Raw genomic sequence first — 16,503 nt, 5'->3', positions numbered from 1 at the left:
TATTACAATCCCTCTAGTAGCTTTTCGTATCCGTCACCTTCCCTCCTACGATTCCTTCAGAGTCCTTCCGGCCGCTCCATCATTCCTATACCTACCACCCAATCGCCGCACCCTCGCAGCGCGGGTCCGTTCCCCCACTGCGGTATCCATTGTCATCTATCGAAATCACGTGAGCATGACCCATAACCCCATCATAGTCATCTACTTTCCGGACAGTATGACCGGCTGCGGCCAATTCTGCCAGCACCTCATCAGCTACCCTGCTCTCCACCTTCAGTTCTTGCGTAGGCTCTCCCCACGTTCTCCCCCACACAAAACGCGGCTCATTCACAGCCGTTTGTGGATTCATGCCATAATGCAGCATCCTTGTGAGCAGCAGAGTTTGAGTCTGTGGTTGACCTTCGCCACCTTGCGTCCCATACAAAATCACAGGTTTGCCCTCGCGGCAGGCCATCGCTGGCATCAGTGTGTGGAAGCTGCGCTTATGCGGCTCAAGCGTATTGATGTGCCCGGGGTCCAGCGAAAAAAACGAACCTCGATTCTGCAGCAGAATCCCAGTATCCCCAGCGACCACTCCCGAACCAAATTCAAAATACAGACTCTGAATAAAAGAGACCGCATTCCCGTCTTCATCCACAACTGCAGCATAAGCTGTATCACTGCCGATAGGCTGACTTGTCAGTTGTGTAGCTTTTTGCATCGAAATCGCAGATGCTAATTGTCCTGCATAACGTTTTTCCAGCAGCTGCTCCAAAGGTATAGCACTAAAATCCGGATCCGTAAGCACCCTATCCCGATCGCGGAAGCTTAACTTCAACGCTTCAACAAGCAGGTGATAATATTCATACGATCCATGCTCGATTGCTTCAAAATTGAAATACTCCAACATATTAAGACTCATTAGTCCTGTGAAACCTTGAGAGTTAGGCGGCACTTGGTACACTGTATGCCCGTGATAATCCGTATGAAGCGGCTCGCCCCACTCGCCCTGATGATCCGCAAAGTCATCCCGAGTCAGATACCCGCCAGATGCCAGCATAAAGTCACAGATGTCCTCCGCAATCTTTCCCTTATAAAAAGCATCCCGCCCACCCGCCGCCAATGTCCGCAGGGTGGCCGCCAGCTGATTTTGCTGGAATCGCGATCCAGCACAAGGAATCACGCCGCCTGGCGTGTAAATCGCTGCCGCCTCCGGTGACAGCGCAGAGCCCGCAACAGCCGTGTTATTCCGCTGATCCGGCGACAGCGGAAACCCCTCCAAAGCGTAACCAACAGCAGGCTCCAGTACTTCCGCCAGCGTAAAGCGGCCATACTTACTCAGTATGGCATCCCAACTGTCCGCCATCCCCGGCACCGTAATGGCGCTGCGAATCCCCCGCCGCGGGATGAAAGCTTCCCCGGCGTAGCTGCTTCTGCGGACTCCGTACCCGGAGCGCCCGCTTCCGTTATAGGCCCGAACACGCGCCTCTTGCGTGTTATAGGTCAACCAAAAGGAATCTCCGCCTAGCCCCGTCATATGTGGATATACTACAGCTAATGTCGCACTGATCGCCACCGCTGCATCAAAGGCATTCCCCCCTTTTTCCAGCATACGTGCACCAGCAGCCGAGGCTAAATAATGGGGGCTAACTACCATAGTTTTTGTGCCTATTACGGGTTTCTCCGCCATGTCCCATCCCCCTATGTTTTACGGTTTTTTCCGCCATGTCCCAACTCCTTATTTTTTTGCGGCGGGTTTCTCCATCATATTCAATCTCCTATATTCTGCGGCAGGTTCCTCTGCGAGCCCCCTATAACTTCTGGTTTATTTAGTGTCATTTAACATTACACGAAAATCCTTTGTCAATCGGTTACGCTGAAACGCAAAATAAACCTCTTCTTTTTGTGAGCTATGCACAAATAAGAGGTCCTCTTTGTTTAACCTTGTAGAATCACGCCTACGAATATTATAAAATCATTTTAATTACAGGGAGCTGCATACACCCATGGCGTACTACCGTGACCTTTTGCCACCAAATCGCTACCTATCTCGAATATATATAGTCACCTTTTGCCGCCAAATCGCTACCTATCTCGAATATATATAGTCACCTTTTGCCGCTATATAGCTACCTATCTCGGTTATGTCTTGTGGCTGCCTATCTCAGATATATCTAGCTGCATCTAACCTTAGTAATCTTAGCCACTTTTACTTAGGGGGGCTTGTGCTTTGGAACACCAAATAAACAATTTATTTTAAAATATATTGCGATAACACGGCCTGCACCTCGTAAATATTTACGGATTTATTGAAGGTCTTCTTCACCGGAAGCGTGCTGCTGGAAATGTAGATACATAGCTCCGCATCCAGATCAAAATGCCCTGCCGTCTCCACGGAATAATGCGAGATGCTTTTGTAAGGGATCGAATGATATTCTGTTTTTTTGCCCGTCAGACCTTGTTTATCCACCAAAATAAGCCGCTTGTCCGTAAAAATGAACATATCTCTAATCAGCTTATAGGCGCGTTCAATTTTCTCCTGAGGGGCAAGAATTTGTGCGTATTCCCGCTGGACCTCCGTAAGATTCACTTGCGATGCATTGCCCATTAATCCGTCAAAAAGTGCCATATCTCTTCCTCTTTTCATCCGTTAAATTTAGCCACTTGCCCCCCACTACAAAACCATATTATTCTATTTTTCATATTCTATGCTGTGTAAAAATACTCTCTGACATCTTTTCACTTGCTTATTTTTTGATTTTTGATTACACTGTCATTAAATTTACTAAGAGAGGGGTGTGGAAGGAATGGATCACAATTGGACCAACAGTGTTATGAGTCGGCTACCTAAAGCGATAGCTGGCATTGCTCATGTAAATGGCGATAACGGGAGAAGTCTGTCCATTTGTATGAATTTAATAACACTACACAATTGTGAAATGCCTTTCCTGCCATCACCCGGACGGATCAGTTAACCGGAGAATGATAAGGCCGTGGGGAAATTTCCCTACGGTCTTTTTTTATGGTTTTTCACAGGATTTCGGAGCCATTTAGGGTACTGGCGGTGCGAAGGGCATTCTTAAAGGAGAATATATATGATCATCCAATGCCAAAATGTTCAAAAATACCACGGGGCACAGCTCGTGCTGAATAGCATTACCTTCGATATCCGCCAAGGGGAAAAAATTGGCCTGATCGGCCGCAACGGTTGTGGCAAAACGACACTATTCCACCTGCTGAACGGGGAAGAACGTCCCGATGAAGGGCAAATCTCAATACGCAAAGGTAGCGTAGTAGGCCTGCTGGCTCAAATACAAGAAGTTAGCGAAAAAGAAACCGTATATGATGTTCTACAGCGCAGCTTTGCTGAACCTTTGCAATGGCAGCACCGCCTGCGGGAGCTTGAGCTGGAAATGTCCAGCTTTAACAGCGGAACGGATGAAACCCTCTGGAATCGGCTGTTAAAAGAATATGGCAGCTTGCAGGATAAGTTCGAGGCCGCCGGAGGTTACGAGATCGAATCCTCTATTCAGCGCGTAGCCTCGGGTCTCGGGATCGGAACCGGACAATACAGCCGACTGTTCGCCTCTCTTTCAGGAGGAGAAAAAACAAAAGTCGGACTTGCGGAGCTGCTGCTGCGCCGTCCAGACATCCTTCTACTGGATGAACCAACCAATCATCTCGATATGAATGCCATCGAATGGTTGGAGCAATTTTTACAGAGTTATGATGGAACAGTGCTGGCGATCTCCCATGACCGCTACTTTCTGGACGCTGTAGTCAAGAAAGTCATCGAGATTGAAGATGGCGAGGCTTTTACCTTCCACACCAACTACAGCGGCTATCAAGTGGAGAAGGAAACACGACTTCTTCAACAATTTGCTGATTATCAAGAGCAGCAGAAAAAAATAAAACAAATGCAGGAAAGCATCAAACGTCTCATTGAATTTGGCAATCGCGGGACTCCTCCTAACCCTTCCTTTTACCGGAGAGCAGCATCCATGCAAAAAGCACTGGATCGTATGGTGAAGGTTAAACGTCCCATTCTGGAGCGCAAATCAATGGATTTGCAGCTACAGCAAAATGACCGTTCCGGTAATCAGGTTGTCATTTTGGAGGATATCGGAAAAGCATATGGTCAGCGAAGCCTTTTCACAGAGGCAAACGAAGTGCTTCGCTACGGAGAGACTACGGCACTCATCGGCGGTAACGGGGCAGGTAAAAGTACACTTTTAAGAATTATTTTAGGGCAGGAAACCCCGGACAGCGGAAGCTGTACACTCGGTTCAAGAACTGTGGTCGGCTACCTCGCACAAGAGGCTGTTCCGGAAAATAACAAACAGTCTGTACTCCGCTACTTCCGCGAAGAAGCTGGACTTGAAGAAGGTGAAGCTCGCGGGCAGCTTGCACGTTTCCTATTCTATGGTCCCGATGTATTCAAAGACATTACGAATCTGTCCGGTGGTGAATGGACCCGCCTGCGTTTCGCTGTACTAATGCATCGCAAGCCAAACCTGCTGATTCTCGATGAGCCGACCAATCATCTGGACATAGATTCTCGTGAAGCACTCGAAGAAGCATTAGAGGAGTTTCCAGGCACAGTTCTGGCGGTATCTCATGACCGTTATTTCATCAATCGTCTATTTCACAAACTATGGTCCATTGAAGACGGGCGGTTTGGAGTGTTCAACGGAAACTATGAATATTACAAGGAAAAACAAGCTGAAAAAGCATTATTAGCTCCCTCTTTTGCGGATCAAGCTAAACCTTTCTCTGCAGAACGAACAAGTTCAGGCTCTGATAAGCCTCAATCTAACAATTCAGGGAAAGAAACCAACGCTAAATCCTCCAGTTCCCGTAGGAAAAACACCACCTTCGACTGGGAAACGGCCATTGCAGAGGTAGAGAAACGCCTTGGCGTGATCGATGCCAAGATGTTAGAGCCCCTGATCAGCAGCGATGCAGTTGAACTTGCTGAACTGCAACAAGAACGTGATGCGATACAGGAACAGTTGGATGAGCTCTATACAGGATGGATGGAGACAACTGATCTAAAAATTGATCTATAAGGAGATGAGCATATGAGCAACAAAGAGAAAATTAAGTTGTTATGGAAAGAATATACCCAGCTTCATCCACAAACAGCGGATAAATATGACGCCTGGGCCTTTGGTGACAGTCCCCAGATGGCCGATAAACTGCTCGATCTGGTGATTCGTGGGATCAAGACAGGAACTGCTTCAAATTATGATATATTTGAAACTTGTGACGAGACGTTTCCGCAAGTTGGCAGGCACAGTATCGTGCTGGATGGTTCTGGTGATCCGCAGGCAATAATTATTACTACAGAGGTACAAATTATACCTTTTGATGAGGTTAGCGCTGAGTTTGCCTATACTGAAGGAGAGGGTGACCGGACGCTTAAGTCATGGCGTCATGATCATGAGCAGTTCTTCACCCGAGAATCCTTAAAATTCTTAAACAAACCCTTTGATCCAAAGATGAAAGTTGTTTGTGAGAATTTTAAAGTGGTATATACAAAAGGCTAAGATCTTCAGAAAACGCAAAAGGCTGTCTCTTCCACAAGGAAGGGACAGCCTTTTGTGTATACTATAAATTCAACAGAATTAGATCCTCATTAATTTATGGTTTAGTGCCAAAATCCCAAAATCCAGCCAATAACAGAGATCCATAACGGAATGCTGATTAAGATACCCCAAACCAGCCCAGTGGCAATATTGCCTTCTGCAGGACGCACCACATTTTCCTGTTTCAATGGAATGCTCAATTCTTCTTGTTCCATGCGATCCCCTCCTAAAATATCTTATCGTCACAGTAGAGGAAAAAATGTAGACCGCTCGACCCAAAAAATTAAAATTTTGAATTTTGGTAGATATAAAGGCTCAGCGGCCAAACCGTTGTAAGTGCTTACATATTAGATATTAACCAAATTTTGAATAATTAAAAACTTAAATTTGCGGAAGTCATACAGTATATGCAGATTCTTAGTCCAATATTACTACTTTTTCCGGATTTCGTAAATATTCAAACATCGTCCGAATCTGTGCCTCTGTATTCCGCTCTGTTGAGAGCTCAGGCAGCTTATCTTCTGCAAAAAAAGAAACTTCGCTTGTCTCTACCCCTTCCATTGCCTCTCCGCCCACAATGCGGCATAAAATAAAGAACTTATACACGTGATAAGGCTCCGGTGGATGGTTATGAAATTTCTTATCTAATACAGCCAGTAAGCGAACTGCTTCTGCCTCAAAACCCGATTCCTCTTTGATTTCTTTCACAACAACCTCACTCGGGGACAGTCCAATGTCTCCCCAACCACCAGGAAGCGCCCAATTCCCGTCCAACTTCTCGCGAACAAGTAGAATTTCATCCTCCCGGAATACAACACCACGGACATCAACTTTTGGAGTAGCATAACCCCCTTCACCCGCAAAGGAGAGTCTAATTCTCTCCTTGCTTTCGAAGGTATAATTAGCGAGGATATCTACACTGAGCTCCCGCAAAGCTTGATACCGTTCTATATCATAAACATCCTTAGCATAAGTTAATCCAGTCTGTGCGATGGCCTGAATTTCTTTGGCCCACGTTAACCATTTCTGCTCCATTGCTGCACCCCTTTTTCGGTACCTTGATTAGGATTACTGGCAAAGCATTAAATGACGCGAGAAGGCTCCTTTTTTAGCTTCACAACGGTCTATGATTGTAAATCCAGCTTCAGTGATCATCTCGTCCATCGGTTCAATCGCAACGATAACCACCCGATCTGCAATCCGGCGCGCATTCACTAGAATCGCGAACTGCTCCTCAGGTGTAATACTAGAATATAGATTATATGGCATATCTACAATGGCTACATCGTAATGATCAGTGATATCCGCAATATCCCCAAGCGTTACCTCACTGGTGAATCCAAAATGGGCAATATTTGTTCTCGCACCGGTAGCAATCATAGGGTTAATATCACGTCCAACCATGTCGATTCCCATTGACAAGGCTTCTACCATTACAGTTCCAATACCACAGCAAGGATCTATAGCACGTATACCTTCAGGATTCGGAATAGCCATATTAACCGCGGCACGGGCAACACGTGTACTAAGCGCGATAGAATAGCTGCGTGGCTTCTTCATTTGGCGGAACCAAGTTGCCTTGTTTTTATGATAAGATCCGAAGTACCAGCGTCCACCCAGCGTAACAATGCCGTATACCAGCTCCGGATGGTTAACATCCGCTTCTCCTTCAATCCGCAACCCAATTTCCCGCTCGATCACTCTGCGCTCATCATACTCTATTTTGTCTGCAGGGCCCAGATCGTTGGTCTTCACAAAAATAACCTTAAACGTCTTGCCGCCAAGCTCCACCTGCTCCGTTTGATCATAAATCTCAGGCAGACTATCCCCTTCATACATTACATCAATCCGCTCTTTAATGAAGGGACTGCGGCTGACATCCACTTCAACCTCACTCTTAAAAATAGCAGTCGGGACCTGCTCGCCAAAAAGACATCGCAGCTCCATCTGACACAGCGATAACTCGTCCTCTGAACAGGTGTAAGTATAAATAAATGTGTTTGTTCCACTTTCCGTATGCAATATAATCCATCCTCTATCCCAGTGAATTGTTCTGCTGTCTTGTTACTCCTGTGTGTCGTGCTGGTGGTCATAATCTATACGCGCTTTGGCGATCTTCCCATTGTTTTTGTTGACCCAGTCCACAAGCGAGGTTAAAGGTCCCAACAATGATTCTCCTATGCTCGTCAGACCGTATTCCACAGTCAGTGGGACTGTAGGCGTCGCCTTACGCCAAACTAATCCATCCCGTTCCAAATGGCGCAGGGTCTGGGTCAGCATCCGTTGTGATATCCCTCCAGAGCGCCTTTGCAACTCTTTGAACCGCAAAGCTTCAGCACCTAAATTGACTATGATCAGTACACTCCATTTGTCTCCGACCCTGTCCAGAATCTGGCGGGTAATGGAGCAATCCTCCAGCATCGGCATGAACCGGGTGGGTTCTTCCTTTGAATGTTCCAACTGTGGTTACCTCCATGTAACTTAAGCATGTAATAGTGCCTTCTTGTCCCTCAAGCCTATTCAGCTTATCATGGTTACTGTTAGTAATCAACAACCGGAAAGGAACTAATAAATCATGAAAAAGACCATTGCCATCATGGGTGCTGGACCCGGCCTAGGACTCTCAATCGCCAAAAAATTCGGAGCCAACGGATTTCAAGTGGCATTAATCTCTCGACGCTGAGGATACTTTTCCCAAAGGTGTGACACCGGCTACAATCATCTGGTGAGAGGTTTGCCCCATCGCTTTTGATCCATAGTGAGTTCTCCAGTATAATGGTTCCTATAGAATGCTAAACAAGACGGTCACGCATGGCCAATAAGCTTATGCCCAGGCGCTTACAAAGCCGGTTTTGCGCAGCAAAACTTAAGGAGGTACATACTCACTATGTCATACGAAACTTATTTTTCAACCCACCGGGATGAACATCTCGAAGAACTAAAACAATGGCTCAGAATTCCAAGTATTTCTGCCTTATCTGAACATAAGGACGATGTACTGAAGGCAGCCCATTGGCTGACAGACACCCTGAAAAAAGCCGGACTTGAGAACATTGAGTTGCATCCGACAGCGGGACATCCCGTTATATATGCCGATTATCTTCATGCTCCAGGCAAACCAACCATTCTCGTGTATGGTCACTACGATGTACAACCAGTAGACCCATTAAACCTATGGACCACACCTCCATTTGAACCAGAGATTCGTGATGGCAAGCTTTATGCACGCGGAGCAACAGATGACAAAGGACAAGTATTCGTTCACCTCAAAGCCATTGAGGCGATCCTGAAACAAGAAGGTACTCTTCCTGTGAATCTCAAGCTTTGCATCGAAGGGGAAGAAGAAATCGGCAGTGTGAATCTGCCTCCGTTCCTTGAAGCCAATAAAGAAAAGCTCGCTGCGGATGCGGTGTTAGTCTCCGATACATCCCTATTGGAACGCGGTCGTCCTGCCATCTGCACTGGGCTACGTGGACTAGCTTCCCTTGAAGTTGATGTAACTACCGCTTTGACAGACCTGCACTCCGGTTCTTACGGCGGCGGTGTTCCGAATGCACTGCATGCCCTAGTATCTTTACTAAGCTCGCTTCATGACGACAAAGGACGTGTATCTGTAGACGGATTCTATGATGGTGTTCCTGAACTATCCCCAATGCTGCGGGAAGAATTCGTGAAGCAAGGTGTGAATGAAGATAAAATCCGCGAAGGTCTTGGATTGGAATCGTTATACGGGGAAGAAGGTTATTCCTTTGTAGAACGGATTGGCGCTCGTCCTACGCTTGAGCTTAACGGCGTATACGGCGGTTTCCAAGGGGAAGGCAGTAAGACGGTTATCCCTAAAGAAGCCCATGCGAAGATTACCTGCCGCCTAGTAGGCGATCAGGATCCACAGCATATCCTCGATGCCGTTGAAGCACATCTGAAGGCTAATATTCAGACCGGAGCGAAAGTGCATGTTAAGCAAATGGAGAAGGCACGTGCCTTTAACATCGATCCGTCGAATCCTATTCTGCAAACTGCAGCAGACGCATATGGCAAAGTATATGGAACCCGTGCCCTCTTCACCAAAGACGGCGGCTCCATTCCGATCATGGAGAGCTTCTCCCGTGTGCTGGAAGCACCTGTCGTTCTGATGGGCTTTGGTCTCGATGATGAAAACCTGCATGCACCGGATGAGCATTTCAACCTGGAGAACTTCGACAAGGGATTACTCACCATTGTTGAGTTCCTAAAGACTGTATAAGCTCCCTACAAACAATTAAAGCCAGGTTCCCTAAATTGGGAGCCTGGCTTTTTAGTATGCGGCCAAACAAAAGAGCATCATTGCTTAGTCCATTTATAAAACCACCATACCATTGCTATCACCATTATTATTAAAAGAAAAATCAGGCTTTTAACTGAGCTACTTATTATTAAAGGTCTTAAATAAGCGATCATTATCCGTCCCCCATATAGAATGAATATAAAAGAGATATAATCACCATATCACTTAATACAAAATATTGAAATAGCAGAGAAACTCTGTGCTTAATCACCATTATTAGCCTTCATGTAATATCTCCAGCAACAAAAATAAGCAACGTTTCAATCGTCCCTGAGATATTCTCCACTTTGCCATGACCATAAGGATGAGCTTTATTCGCAGAGCGACTCGACCATCGGACCGAGAAAAAAGCAATCAACGAAGCAACTACATCTAAGGAGGAGTGGATCGCTTCCGAGATAATTGCTACTGAACCTGTAAGTACTCCGACCATAAGCTTTAAAGAAACGATAAATGTATTGCTAAGTACAGATAGGAACGCAATTTTTGCACCATTCAAAAGTTTCACAACCTTTTCTTAAAAGTACGCTATATTAAAGTTTTTCCATTAGGCAAATAGCATAAACAAAAAAATCCCACCAACCATTAATAGGCTGATGGGATATAAAAAAACCCTTGCATCGCAAGGATTTGGAAGTTTGAATTTATGGAGCGGGTGATGGGAATCGAACCCACGCTATCAGCTTGGAAGGCTGAAGTTCTACCATTGAACTACACCCGCACTAGAAATTGAATACAAGAGATATTGTATCATCCCTACAAGTAAAAATCAACAATTTTTTAGTTTACAGGGAAGCGCCGAGGGGTGCCTTTTTTAAAAATATCGCCTCAAACTCTGCTGGTTGAATAGGTTTGCTGAACAGAAATCCTTGAGCTTCATGACAATGCTGCTCACGCAAAAACTGCAGCTGCTCCTTGTTCTCAACACCCTCAGCCGTAACCTTCAGCTTCAAATGATGCGCCATAGAAGTGATTGTAGAGACTATAGCAGCATTGTTGCTGTCCTCCATAACCTCTGATACGAACGACCTGTCGATTTTCAATCTGTCGATCGGCATGTTCTTTAGATAATGCAGGGAGCTGTAGCCTGTACCAAAATCATCAATACTGATGAAGACACCAAGCTCTTTCAGACGTTTCAGCTGATCAAAGGCTGTTTCTTTATCCAAGGTCATACTCTCAGTAATCTCAAGGTCGACATAACACGGATCTAATCCAATGTCGGTTAAGATGGTATGAATCCTCCCTGCTAGATTAGGCTGAAGGAATTGCCGCATAGATAGGTTGATGGAGACGCAAATCGGCACATAGCCGGCCAGCTGCCATTTTTTATTCTGCAGACAAGCTGTTTTGAGTACCCATTCCCCAATCGGAACAATGAGTCCACTCTCCTCAGCTAACGGGATAAATTCCGCAGGAGAGACCAGACCACGTTTCGGATGATTCCAGCGGAGCAGAGCTTCCATTCCTACGATCTCTTCCGTCTCCAGCAAAACCTTTGGCTGATACACCAGAAAGAATTCATTGCGTTCAAGCGCTCTGCGGAGGTCATTTTCCAGCTTTAGACGTTCCTTTGCTTTCATCTGCATAGCTGGGATATACCGGCGAATCTCCACTCCCTGTTCCTTGGCATTATGTACAGCCGTATCAGCATTCTGAATCAGATGTTCCGCAGTTTCACCGTCACCGGGATAAATACTTAACCCCATACTAAGCGAAATATGGTACTCCCCCGACTCTAAGGCAATAGGTACCTCAAACAATCGATGCAGCTCCGTAGCTCGTACCAAACATTCTCCAAGACTTGCTCTCTCCATCATAAGAAAAGCGAACTCATCCGCCCCCATACTATAAAGCTCTTCAGTAGATTTGGCCTCATTCACAAGCCGCTCAGACACCAGCTTCAATAAATGGTCTCCGGCAAAATGGCCCAGGGAGTCATTTATATTCTTGAAATGATTAATATTCATAATAGCTAACGCTGAGAATTTATCGCTCGTTTTCTTCTCTCCAGCAATAATCATCTCTTCTACACGCTGCGTCAGACGACGTCTATTGGGAAGTCCCGTTAAATCATCATGATAGGCTAAATAATTGATCCGCTCCTCAGCCAACTGCTTTTCGTAAAAAGGTTCTTCAATCGTCAGACGATATACTCCAGTAAGCAGCAAGTAGTAAGCAACTCCGCTACACACCATTCCAAAAAGATCATCTATATTGCCACTACTGAATGGACTCATAAAAAAGGCTTGGCCCAAAGAGAAAAAGATAAGTGCTCGAATAATAATAAGCAGTGAGGCTGACTTTTCACTTTTTTCAGGAAATACAATAACTGCAACACCTGCCAAGTAAACAAAAAGAACTGCTAAATCAGCAATCTGCTTCAATGGATTCATCCAAGGCTTAGTTAATAACTGAGGCAACGCCGAGTGGCTGAAAATAAACAAAACAATGGAAATTACAATCAACATGAAGGCTATTCTAAACAATTTTCTTTTTTCAGAGACAGACACGGGCTTATCTTCCCTGCTAAAAATAAACAACATTCCTAAACCGCTGATTAGTCGTGAGAGGGTTCGCAGCCACAACGATTCTTCAAAAGTTATGAATGATGAAATCAACGGGACGCCGACAAAACCCAGTGTATGCAAGAAATCAATAATACATATTCCACCAAAAAGAGCTGCGGCATATAATCTTCCTTTAGATAATCTGCTAGAGAAGAATAACCAGCCCTGTGCAAATATTGCAAATCCAAAAGCAACATTACAGCAGCCGACAATGAGATAGAGAGAAGAAATAATATCCCAATCGTCCAATCGGTTAAGCGATGTATGGAAAATTTGAATTAAAAGGAACAGCAAGGCGCCTACAGCAGCTGCTTGAATTGTCTTTTTCTCTTCTTGTCTCATAAGTCCCTCGCGTCTGAAAATAATATCTATTAATTAACATTCAAGTATAGTTATGTCCTATGTATAAATATCGGCGGGATAGGACTTTTAAGTTACATTTCTTTTATGGGCATTCAAATGGAAGGCGCGTTTATAAGTTATATATTCATAAATCTTGCATAAATATAAACCATTTTCTGCTAGCAGGCAACCAAAAAAGCACTTCCCCCTACGAAAGGGTTCAGTGCTTCTAAGAAACTCAAGTTTATTTGTCACCAAAGGTTACTTCTGGTGTTGTAAGCTTATCAAAAAAATCAACGGATTTATCCTTGTCTGCAGATGCACGAAGTGCCATTGCTGAGCGTGGATGCTCATCAAGTGTACCTGTGATCATATAAGGAATGATATAGCCCCACTCCTCTTTCTCACGCAAAGGAATCATCAGGCGTTCAATAATATCAAGCACAGGGCGCAAGGAGTAACGTGTATTCTTCAAATGAGTTACTAACAGCTCTGTAGGGCAATTTCCTGCAGCTCGTCCCATTCCATAACAAGAAGCATCCAGTAACTCTACACCATTCTCAGCAGCAATCAACGTGTTGGAGAACGCCAACTGAAGATTATTGTGAGTATGTACGCCTAGACGTTTGTTTGGCAGATGTGTCTTGAACTTCTCAACCAGATAATTCATGTCATTGTGATCCAAGCTGCCGTATGAATCTACAATATATACCACATCAACAACGCTCTCACGGATCATTTCAAAAGCTTCCAACAATTCATTCTCCATAACATTAGACAAAGCCATAATGTTGATCGTTGTCTCATAGCCTAGATCATGGAAAGTTTGTACCAATTGCAAGGCTTTCTCTACATCTTTGCTGTAGCATGCCACACGAATCAAATCCAGCATACTTTCGCTGCGGGGCAAAATATCATTCTCATCCACGCGGCCGATATCAACCAAAGCAGATAGCTTGGTGTGACCTTTTTGCGGAATCACTTTACGCAGGAAATCATCGTCCAGAAAACGCCATGGTCCGGCACCCTCTGCTCCTTTGAGCAATTTTGGTGAATTTTTATAACCGATTTCCATATAATCAACACCAGCTTCATTCAAGCCGGCATATAAGTTTTGTACAAATTCCACACTAAAATCCCAGTTGTTCACTAGGCCCCCATCTCGGATGGTGCAGTCAACAATCTTACATTGATTAGTCTTCATAATTATCTCCCTTCAACTATTGCAATCATTATAACCGCGAATATAGCTTTACTATGCAATTTATATCGTATAATCATACTTTAATGAAGAATAAAATGTAAAGGAATTTCATCTTCTTCTCTTTAATGCTATTACCACATCGTGTCAGCGACAATGATCACAGTAAATAAGCCCTAAAAATGCTACATTACAAGAAAATCATTGAGATTGATTATCAGTCTCTTTTGGAGGGATAAAAATGGCTTCTACCTCTTGCTCATTACTGCGACTACAACCGGGTTCGACTGGATGTATTCATAAAATAGAAGGAATCAACCCCATCCTGCGTCGTCGTCTGGCTGATCTTGGAGTGTCCGAGGGTGTAAGCATTCGCCTGAAAGGAAAAGGACCTTTTTTAGGACCTATTACCTTGGAATGCAATGGACAACTGTTCGCCATCCGCCGGAAGGAAGCTTCATTGATTGAGGTGAACGTGTCTTGAGTTCAATAGCACTTGTAGGTAACCCCAATACAGGTAAAACCTCTCTCTTCAATACATTGACCTCCTCATACGAATATGTTGGTAACTGGTCTGGGGTAACGGTAGAAAAGAAGATCGGCAGCCTGAAGAACGGCGCTGGCAAGCTCATTGATTTGCCGGGCATTTATTCCTTGCACCCACTCTCACGTGATGAGGGAGTTGCTGCCCAGTATTTAATAGAAGAATCTCCTGAAGCCTTAATTAATATCGTGGATGCTTCACAGCTGGAACGAAATCTGCTGCTCACGCTTCAATTACTTGAGTATGGCAAACCTACCTTACTCGGACTGAATATGATTGACGTCGCTAATGCACGTGGAATTCGCATCAATCATGAAGTCTTACAATCACGACTGGGTATAACTGTCCTCCCACTTGTTGCAAGAACGGGAAAAGGCTGCGCACAAGTCCTCAGTATTTTAGAGAAATCCTCTGCGATTCCCGCTGTAAAGTTCAAGTTAAACTACGGTGAGATTGTAGAGCATGCGATATCTTCTATAGAAAAGGAATTACTTCCTATCAAGGACTTACCCAATCACCGCTGGATTGCTCTACAGCTTATGGAGCAGAATCCGGTTATTCTTCATTTTCTAAAGACACGTATGGACACCACCCGCCTGCTAAACATCTGTGAATCCTGTCAGAGTGAGCTACAGATCAAAAAGCTGGCCCTGACGCTCCCCCAATGGATTCGCTCACAGCGGATGGATTATATCCACTCCATTTGTGAGGTTGTACTTGATACAACAACGCAGAAACCTCATAACTTAACAGAAAGATTAGATTCCATATTGACGCATCGTTTTCTAGGACTGCCCTTATTTATCTTCTTTATGTATGCTCTCTTTAAGACCACATTTGACTGGGTCGGCGGACCTCTATCAGATCTCCTCGATGGCCTGATCTCCGGACCGATTAGTGATGGAGCCAATTCCCTGCTACAGACGCTTGGAGCATCCAGCTTCACCCATGCCCTGATCGTCGATGGATTAATTAGCGGTGTAGGGGGCGTCCTCGTCTTTGTCCCGCAAATCTTCATTCTCTTCCTGATCATTTCCTTCTTGGAGGATTCAGGATACATGGCTCGGGTTTGCTTATTAATGGACAGCACGATGGAACGTATGGGACTAAACGGAAAAGCATTTATTCCATTCATCATTGGCTTTGGCTGCAATGTACCTGCCATAATGGCGGCGCGCAGCATCGAACAGCCCAAAGACCGAATGCTGACCACATTGCTAATGCCGCTGATGTCCTGTTCTGCGAGACTGCCTGTTTACGCTTTATTCGCAGCTGTGTTTTTTCCGGCGCAAGAGGCCGTAGCAGTTCTGTCCATGTATGTGATGGGTATTGTGTTTGCGCTGATTCTTTGTAAGGTATTCTCTAAATATTTATTCAAAAATGAATCCTCAGTTTTCATGATCGAGCTTCCACCTTATCGTATGCCGCAGATCAAGACCTTATCGCGCAGCACTTGGGAAAAGGGCAAAGGTTTCCTGCGAAAAGCTGGAACTATTATTCTTGCAGGCTCAGCAATTATTTGGTTTATGTCTTATGCCGGTCCTGGCGGGTTTGATGTGGACATGGATCACAGCTTCCTGGCTAAGTTTGGAGGTATGATCGCACCGCTACTGGCACCGCTTGGTTTCGGAACATGGCAGGCTGGCTCTACATTGGTTCCGGGTTTTTTGGCAAAAGAGGTCGTAGTCTCTACCATGAATATCATCTATCACGCACCAGATGCTGCTGGTTTAGAAAATCAAATTTCTCAAGTCTTCACACCATTGAGTTCGATCAGCTTTATGGCCTTTATCCTGCTATATATTCCTTGTTTGGCTACTGTAGGGGTAATCAAAAAAGAAACAGCGTCTTGGAAATGGACCTTCTTCTCCATGGGCTATTCTCTCGTTCTGGCGTATATCGTATCTTTAATTATTTTTCAAGGCGGACGGTTATTAGGATGGTCGTAGACTTGT

The 16,503-nt window shown here is 44.9% G+C and carries 14 protein-coding genes, 1 tRNA gene and 2 pseudogenes; 7 read left to right on the top strand and 10 right to left on the bottom strand.

The features are described 5' to 3' along the window. Positions 1-91: 91 nt before the first annotated feature. Together ggt and MHI25_RS06930 are read right to left on the bottom strand one after the other, a co-directional pair. Positions 92-1,669, bottom strand: a complete 1,578-nt coding sequence (ggt, locus tag MHI25_RS06935) for a gamma-glutamyltransferase (RefSeq protein WP_340395154.1) — start codon at positions 1,667-1,669, stop codon at positions 92-94. Positions 1,670-2,230: 561 nt separating this feature from the next. Beyond that, positions 2,231-2,608: a PH domain-containing protein gene (locus MHI25_RS06930; protein ID WP_036680049.1), complete on the bottom strand. Its 378-nt coding sequence runs from the start codon at positions 2,606-2,608 to the stop codon at positions 2,231-2,233. Positions 2,609-2,786: 178 nt separating this feature from the next. On the opposite strand from MHI25_RS06930, the gene MHI25_RS06925 reads away from it, so the two are divergent. From MHI25_RS06925 to MHI25_RS06915, 3 genes are all read left to right on the top strand, one after another. Next, complete coding sequence (locus MHI25_RS06925) at positions 2,787-2,954, top strand: hypothetical protein (RefSeq protein WP_162636617.1); 168 nt, start codon at positions 2,787-2,789, stop codon at positions 2,952-2,954. A gap of 120 nt (positions 2,955-3,074) precedes the next feature. Then, a complete protein-coding gene (locus tag MHI25_RS06920; protein ID WP_340395153.1) occupies positions 3,075-5,048 on the top strand; it encodes an ABC-F family ATP-binding cassette domain-containing protein in 1,974 nt (657 codons plus the stop codon). A gap of 12 nt (positions 5,049-5,060) precedes the next feature. Next, entirely contained in the window at positions 5,061-5,528 is a 468-nt protein-coding gene (locus tag MHI25_RS06915; RefSeq protein ID WP_340395152.1) for an ASCH domain-containing protein, read from the top strand. Between the two features lie 101 nt (positions 5,529-5,629). On the opposite strand, the gene MHI25_RS06910 is transcribed toward MHI25_RS06915, so the two are convergent. From MHI25_RS06910 to MHI25_RS06895, 4 genes are all read right to left on the bottom strand, one after another. Further along, the gene (locus MHI25_RS06910) at positions 5,630-5,782 is read right to left on the bottom strand and encodes a hypothetical protein (RefSeq protein WP_155288093.1); all 153 of its coding nucleotides are present in this window, start codon (positions 5,780-5,782) and stop codon (positions 5,630-5,632) included. 202 nt (positions 5,783-5,984) lie between these two features. Continuing rightward, the gene (locus MHI25_RS06905; RefSeq protein ID WP_340395151.1) at positions 5,985-6,602 is read right to left on the bottom strand and encodes an NUDIX hydrolase; all 618 of its coding nucleotides are present in this window, start codon (positions 6,600-6,602) and stop codon (positions 5,985-5,987) included. 33 nt (positions 6,603-6,635) lie between these two features. After that, a complete protein-coding gene (locus tag MHI25_RS06900) occupies positions 6,636-7,589 on the bottom strand; it encodes an RNA methyltransferase (RefSeq protein WP_340393505.1) in 954 nt (317 codons plus the stop codon). A gap of 42 nt (positions 7,590-7,631) precedes the next feature. Beyond that, positions 7,632-8,027, bottom strand: coding sequence for a helix-turn-helix domain-containing protein (locus MHI25_RS06895; protein ID WP_244886429.1), 396 nt, complete (start codon positions 8,025-8,027; stop codon positions 7,632-7,634). Between the two features lie 115 nt (positions 8,028-8,142). On the opposite strand from MHI25_RS06895, the pseudogene MHI25_RS06890 reads away from it, so the two are divergent. Together MHI25_RS06890 and MHI25_RS06885 are read left to right on the top strand one after the other, a co-directional pair. Next, a pseudogene (locus MHI25_RS06890) lies at positions 8,143-8,244 on the top strand (short-chain dehydrogenase); the annotation flags it as partial. Between the two features lie 210 nt (positions 8,245-8,454). After that, on the top strand, positions 8,455-9,810 hold the full coding sequence (locus MHI25_RS06885; RefSeq protein WP_036680069.1) for a dipeptidase: 1,356 nt from the start codon (positions 8,455-8,457) through the stop codon (positions 9,808-9,810). A gap of 316 nt (positions 9,811-10,126) precedes the next feature. Here MHI25_RS06885 and MHI25_RS06880 read toward each other — a convergent pair. The 4 genes and pseudogenes from MHI25_RS06880 to MHI25_RS06865 all read right to left on the bottom strand — a co-directional run. Further along, positions 10,127-10,390, bottom strand: a pseudogene (locus tag MHI25_RS06880) (cation diffusion facilitator family transporter); the annotation flags it as partial. Positions 10,391-10,538: 148 nt separating this feature from the next. Continuing rightward, positions 10,539-10,612: transfer RNA gene (locus tag MHI25_RS06875), tRNA-Gly, on the bottom strand. Positions 10,613-10,676: 64 nt separating this feature from the next. Continuing rightward, on the bottom strand, positions 10,677-12,803 hold the full coding sequence (locus MHI25_RS06870) for an EAL domain-containing protein (protein WP_340395150.1): 2,127 nt from the start codon (positions 12,801-12,803) through the stop codon (positions 10,677-10,679). A 244-nt stretch (positions 12,804-13,047) separates the two neighbouring features. After that, positions 13,048-14,007, bottom strand: a complete 960-nt coding sequence (locus MHI25_RS06865) for an aldolase catalytic domain-containing protein (RefSeq protein WP_170914180.1) — start codon at positions 14,005-14,007, stop codon at positions 13,048-13,050. A 238-nt stretch (positions 14,008-14,245) separates the two neighbouring features. Between MHI25_RS06865 and MHI25_RS06860 the strand changes: the two genes are divergently transcribed. Continuing rightward, positions 14,246-14,488 (top strand): FeoA family protein, encoded by a 243-nt coding sequence (locus tag MHI25_RS06860; RefSeq protein ID WP_076218517.1) that lies wholly within the window; start codon positions 14,246-14,248, stop codon positions 14,486-14,488. Further along, positions 14,485-16,497, top strand: a complete 2,013-nt coding sequence (feoB, locus tag MHI25_RS06855; RefSeq protein ID WP_036680095.1) for a ferrous iron transport protein B — start codon at positions 14,485-14,487, stop codon at positions 16,495-16,497. The genes MHI25_RS06860 and feoB overlap by 4 nt, the downstream gene beginning before the upstream one ends. The last annotated feature ends 6 nt before the right edge of the window (positions 16,498-16,503 follow it).

This window comes from Paenibacillus sp. FSL E2-0177, from assembly GCF_037992975.1.
GTDB classification, from domain to species: Bacteria; Bacillota; Bacilli; order Paenibacillales; family Paenibacillaceae; genus Paenibacillus_AQ; species Paenibacillus_AQ odorifer.
Note: the sequence above shows the minus strand (reverse complement) of the source record. Positions and strands in the feature narration are given on the sequence as shown.

Excerpts from the sequence above, each read along its gene's own strand:
- MHI25_RS06920 (WP_340395153.1), top strand. The coding sequence starts at position 3,075 with ATGATCATCCAATGCCAAAATGTTCAAAAATACCACGGGGCACAGCTC.
- MHI25_RS06885 (WP_036680069.1), top strand. The coding sequence starts at position 8,455 with ATGTCATACGAAACTTATTTTTCAACCCACCGGGATGAACATCTCGAA.
- MHI25_RS06865 (WP_170914180.1), bottom strand. The coding sequence starts at position 14,007 with ATGAAGACTAATCAATGTAAGATTGTTGACTGCACCATCCGAGATGGG.
- MHI25_RS06915 (WP_340395152.1), top strand. The coding sequence starts at position 5,061 with ATGAGCAACAAAGAGAAAATTAAGTTGTTATGGAAAGAATATACCCAG.
- MHI25_RS06910 (WP_155288093.1), bottom strand. The coding sequence starts at position 5,782 with ATGGAACAAGAAGAATTGAGCATTCCATTGAAACAGGAAAATGTGGTG.
- ggt (WP_340395154.1), bottom strand. The coding sequence starts at position 1,669 with ATGGCGGAGAAACCCGTAATAGGCACAAAAACTATGGTAGTTAGCCCC.
- MHI25_RS06930 (WP_036680049.1), bottom strand. The coding sequence starts at position 2,608 with ATGGCACTTTTTGACGGATTAATGGGCAATGCATCGCAAGTGAATCTT.
- MHI25_RS06870 (WP_340395150.1), bottom strand. The coding sequence starts at position 12,803 with ATGAGACAAGAAGAGAAAAAGACAATTCAAGCAGCTGCTGTAGGCGCC.
- MHI25_RS06860 (WP_076218517.1), top strand. The coding sequence starts at position 14,246 with ATGGCTTCTACCTCTTGCTCATTACTGCGACTACAACCGGGTTCGACT.
- MHI25_RS06905 (WP_340395151.1), bottom strand. The coding sequence starts at position 6,602 with ATGGAGCAGAAATGGTTAACGTGGGCCAAAGAAATTCAGGCCATCGCA.
- MHI25_RS06925 (WP_162636617.1), top strand. The coding sequence starts at position 2,787 with ATGGATCACAATTGGACCAACAGTGTTATGAGTCGGCTACCTAAAGCG.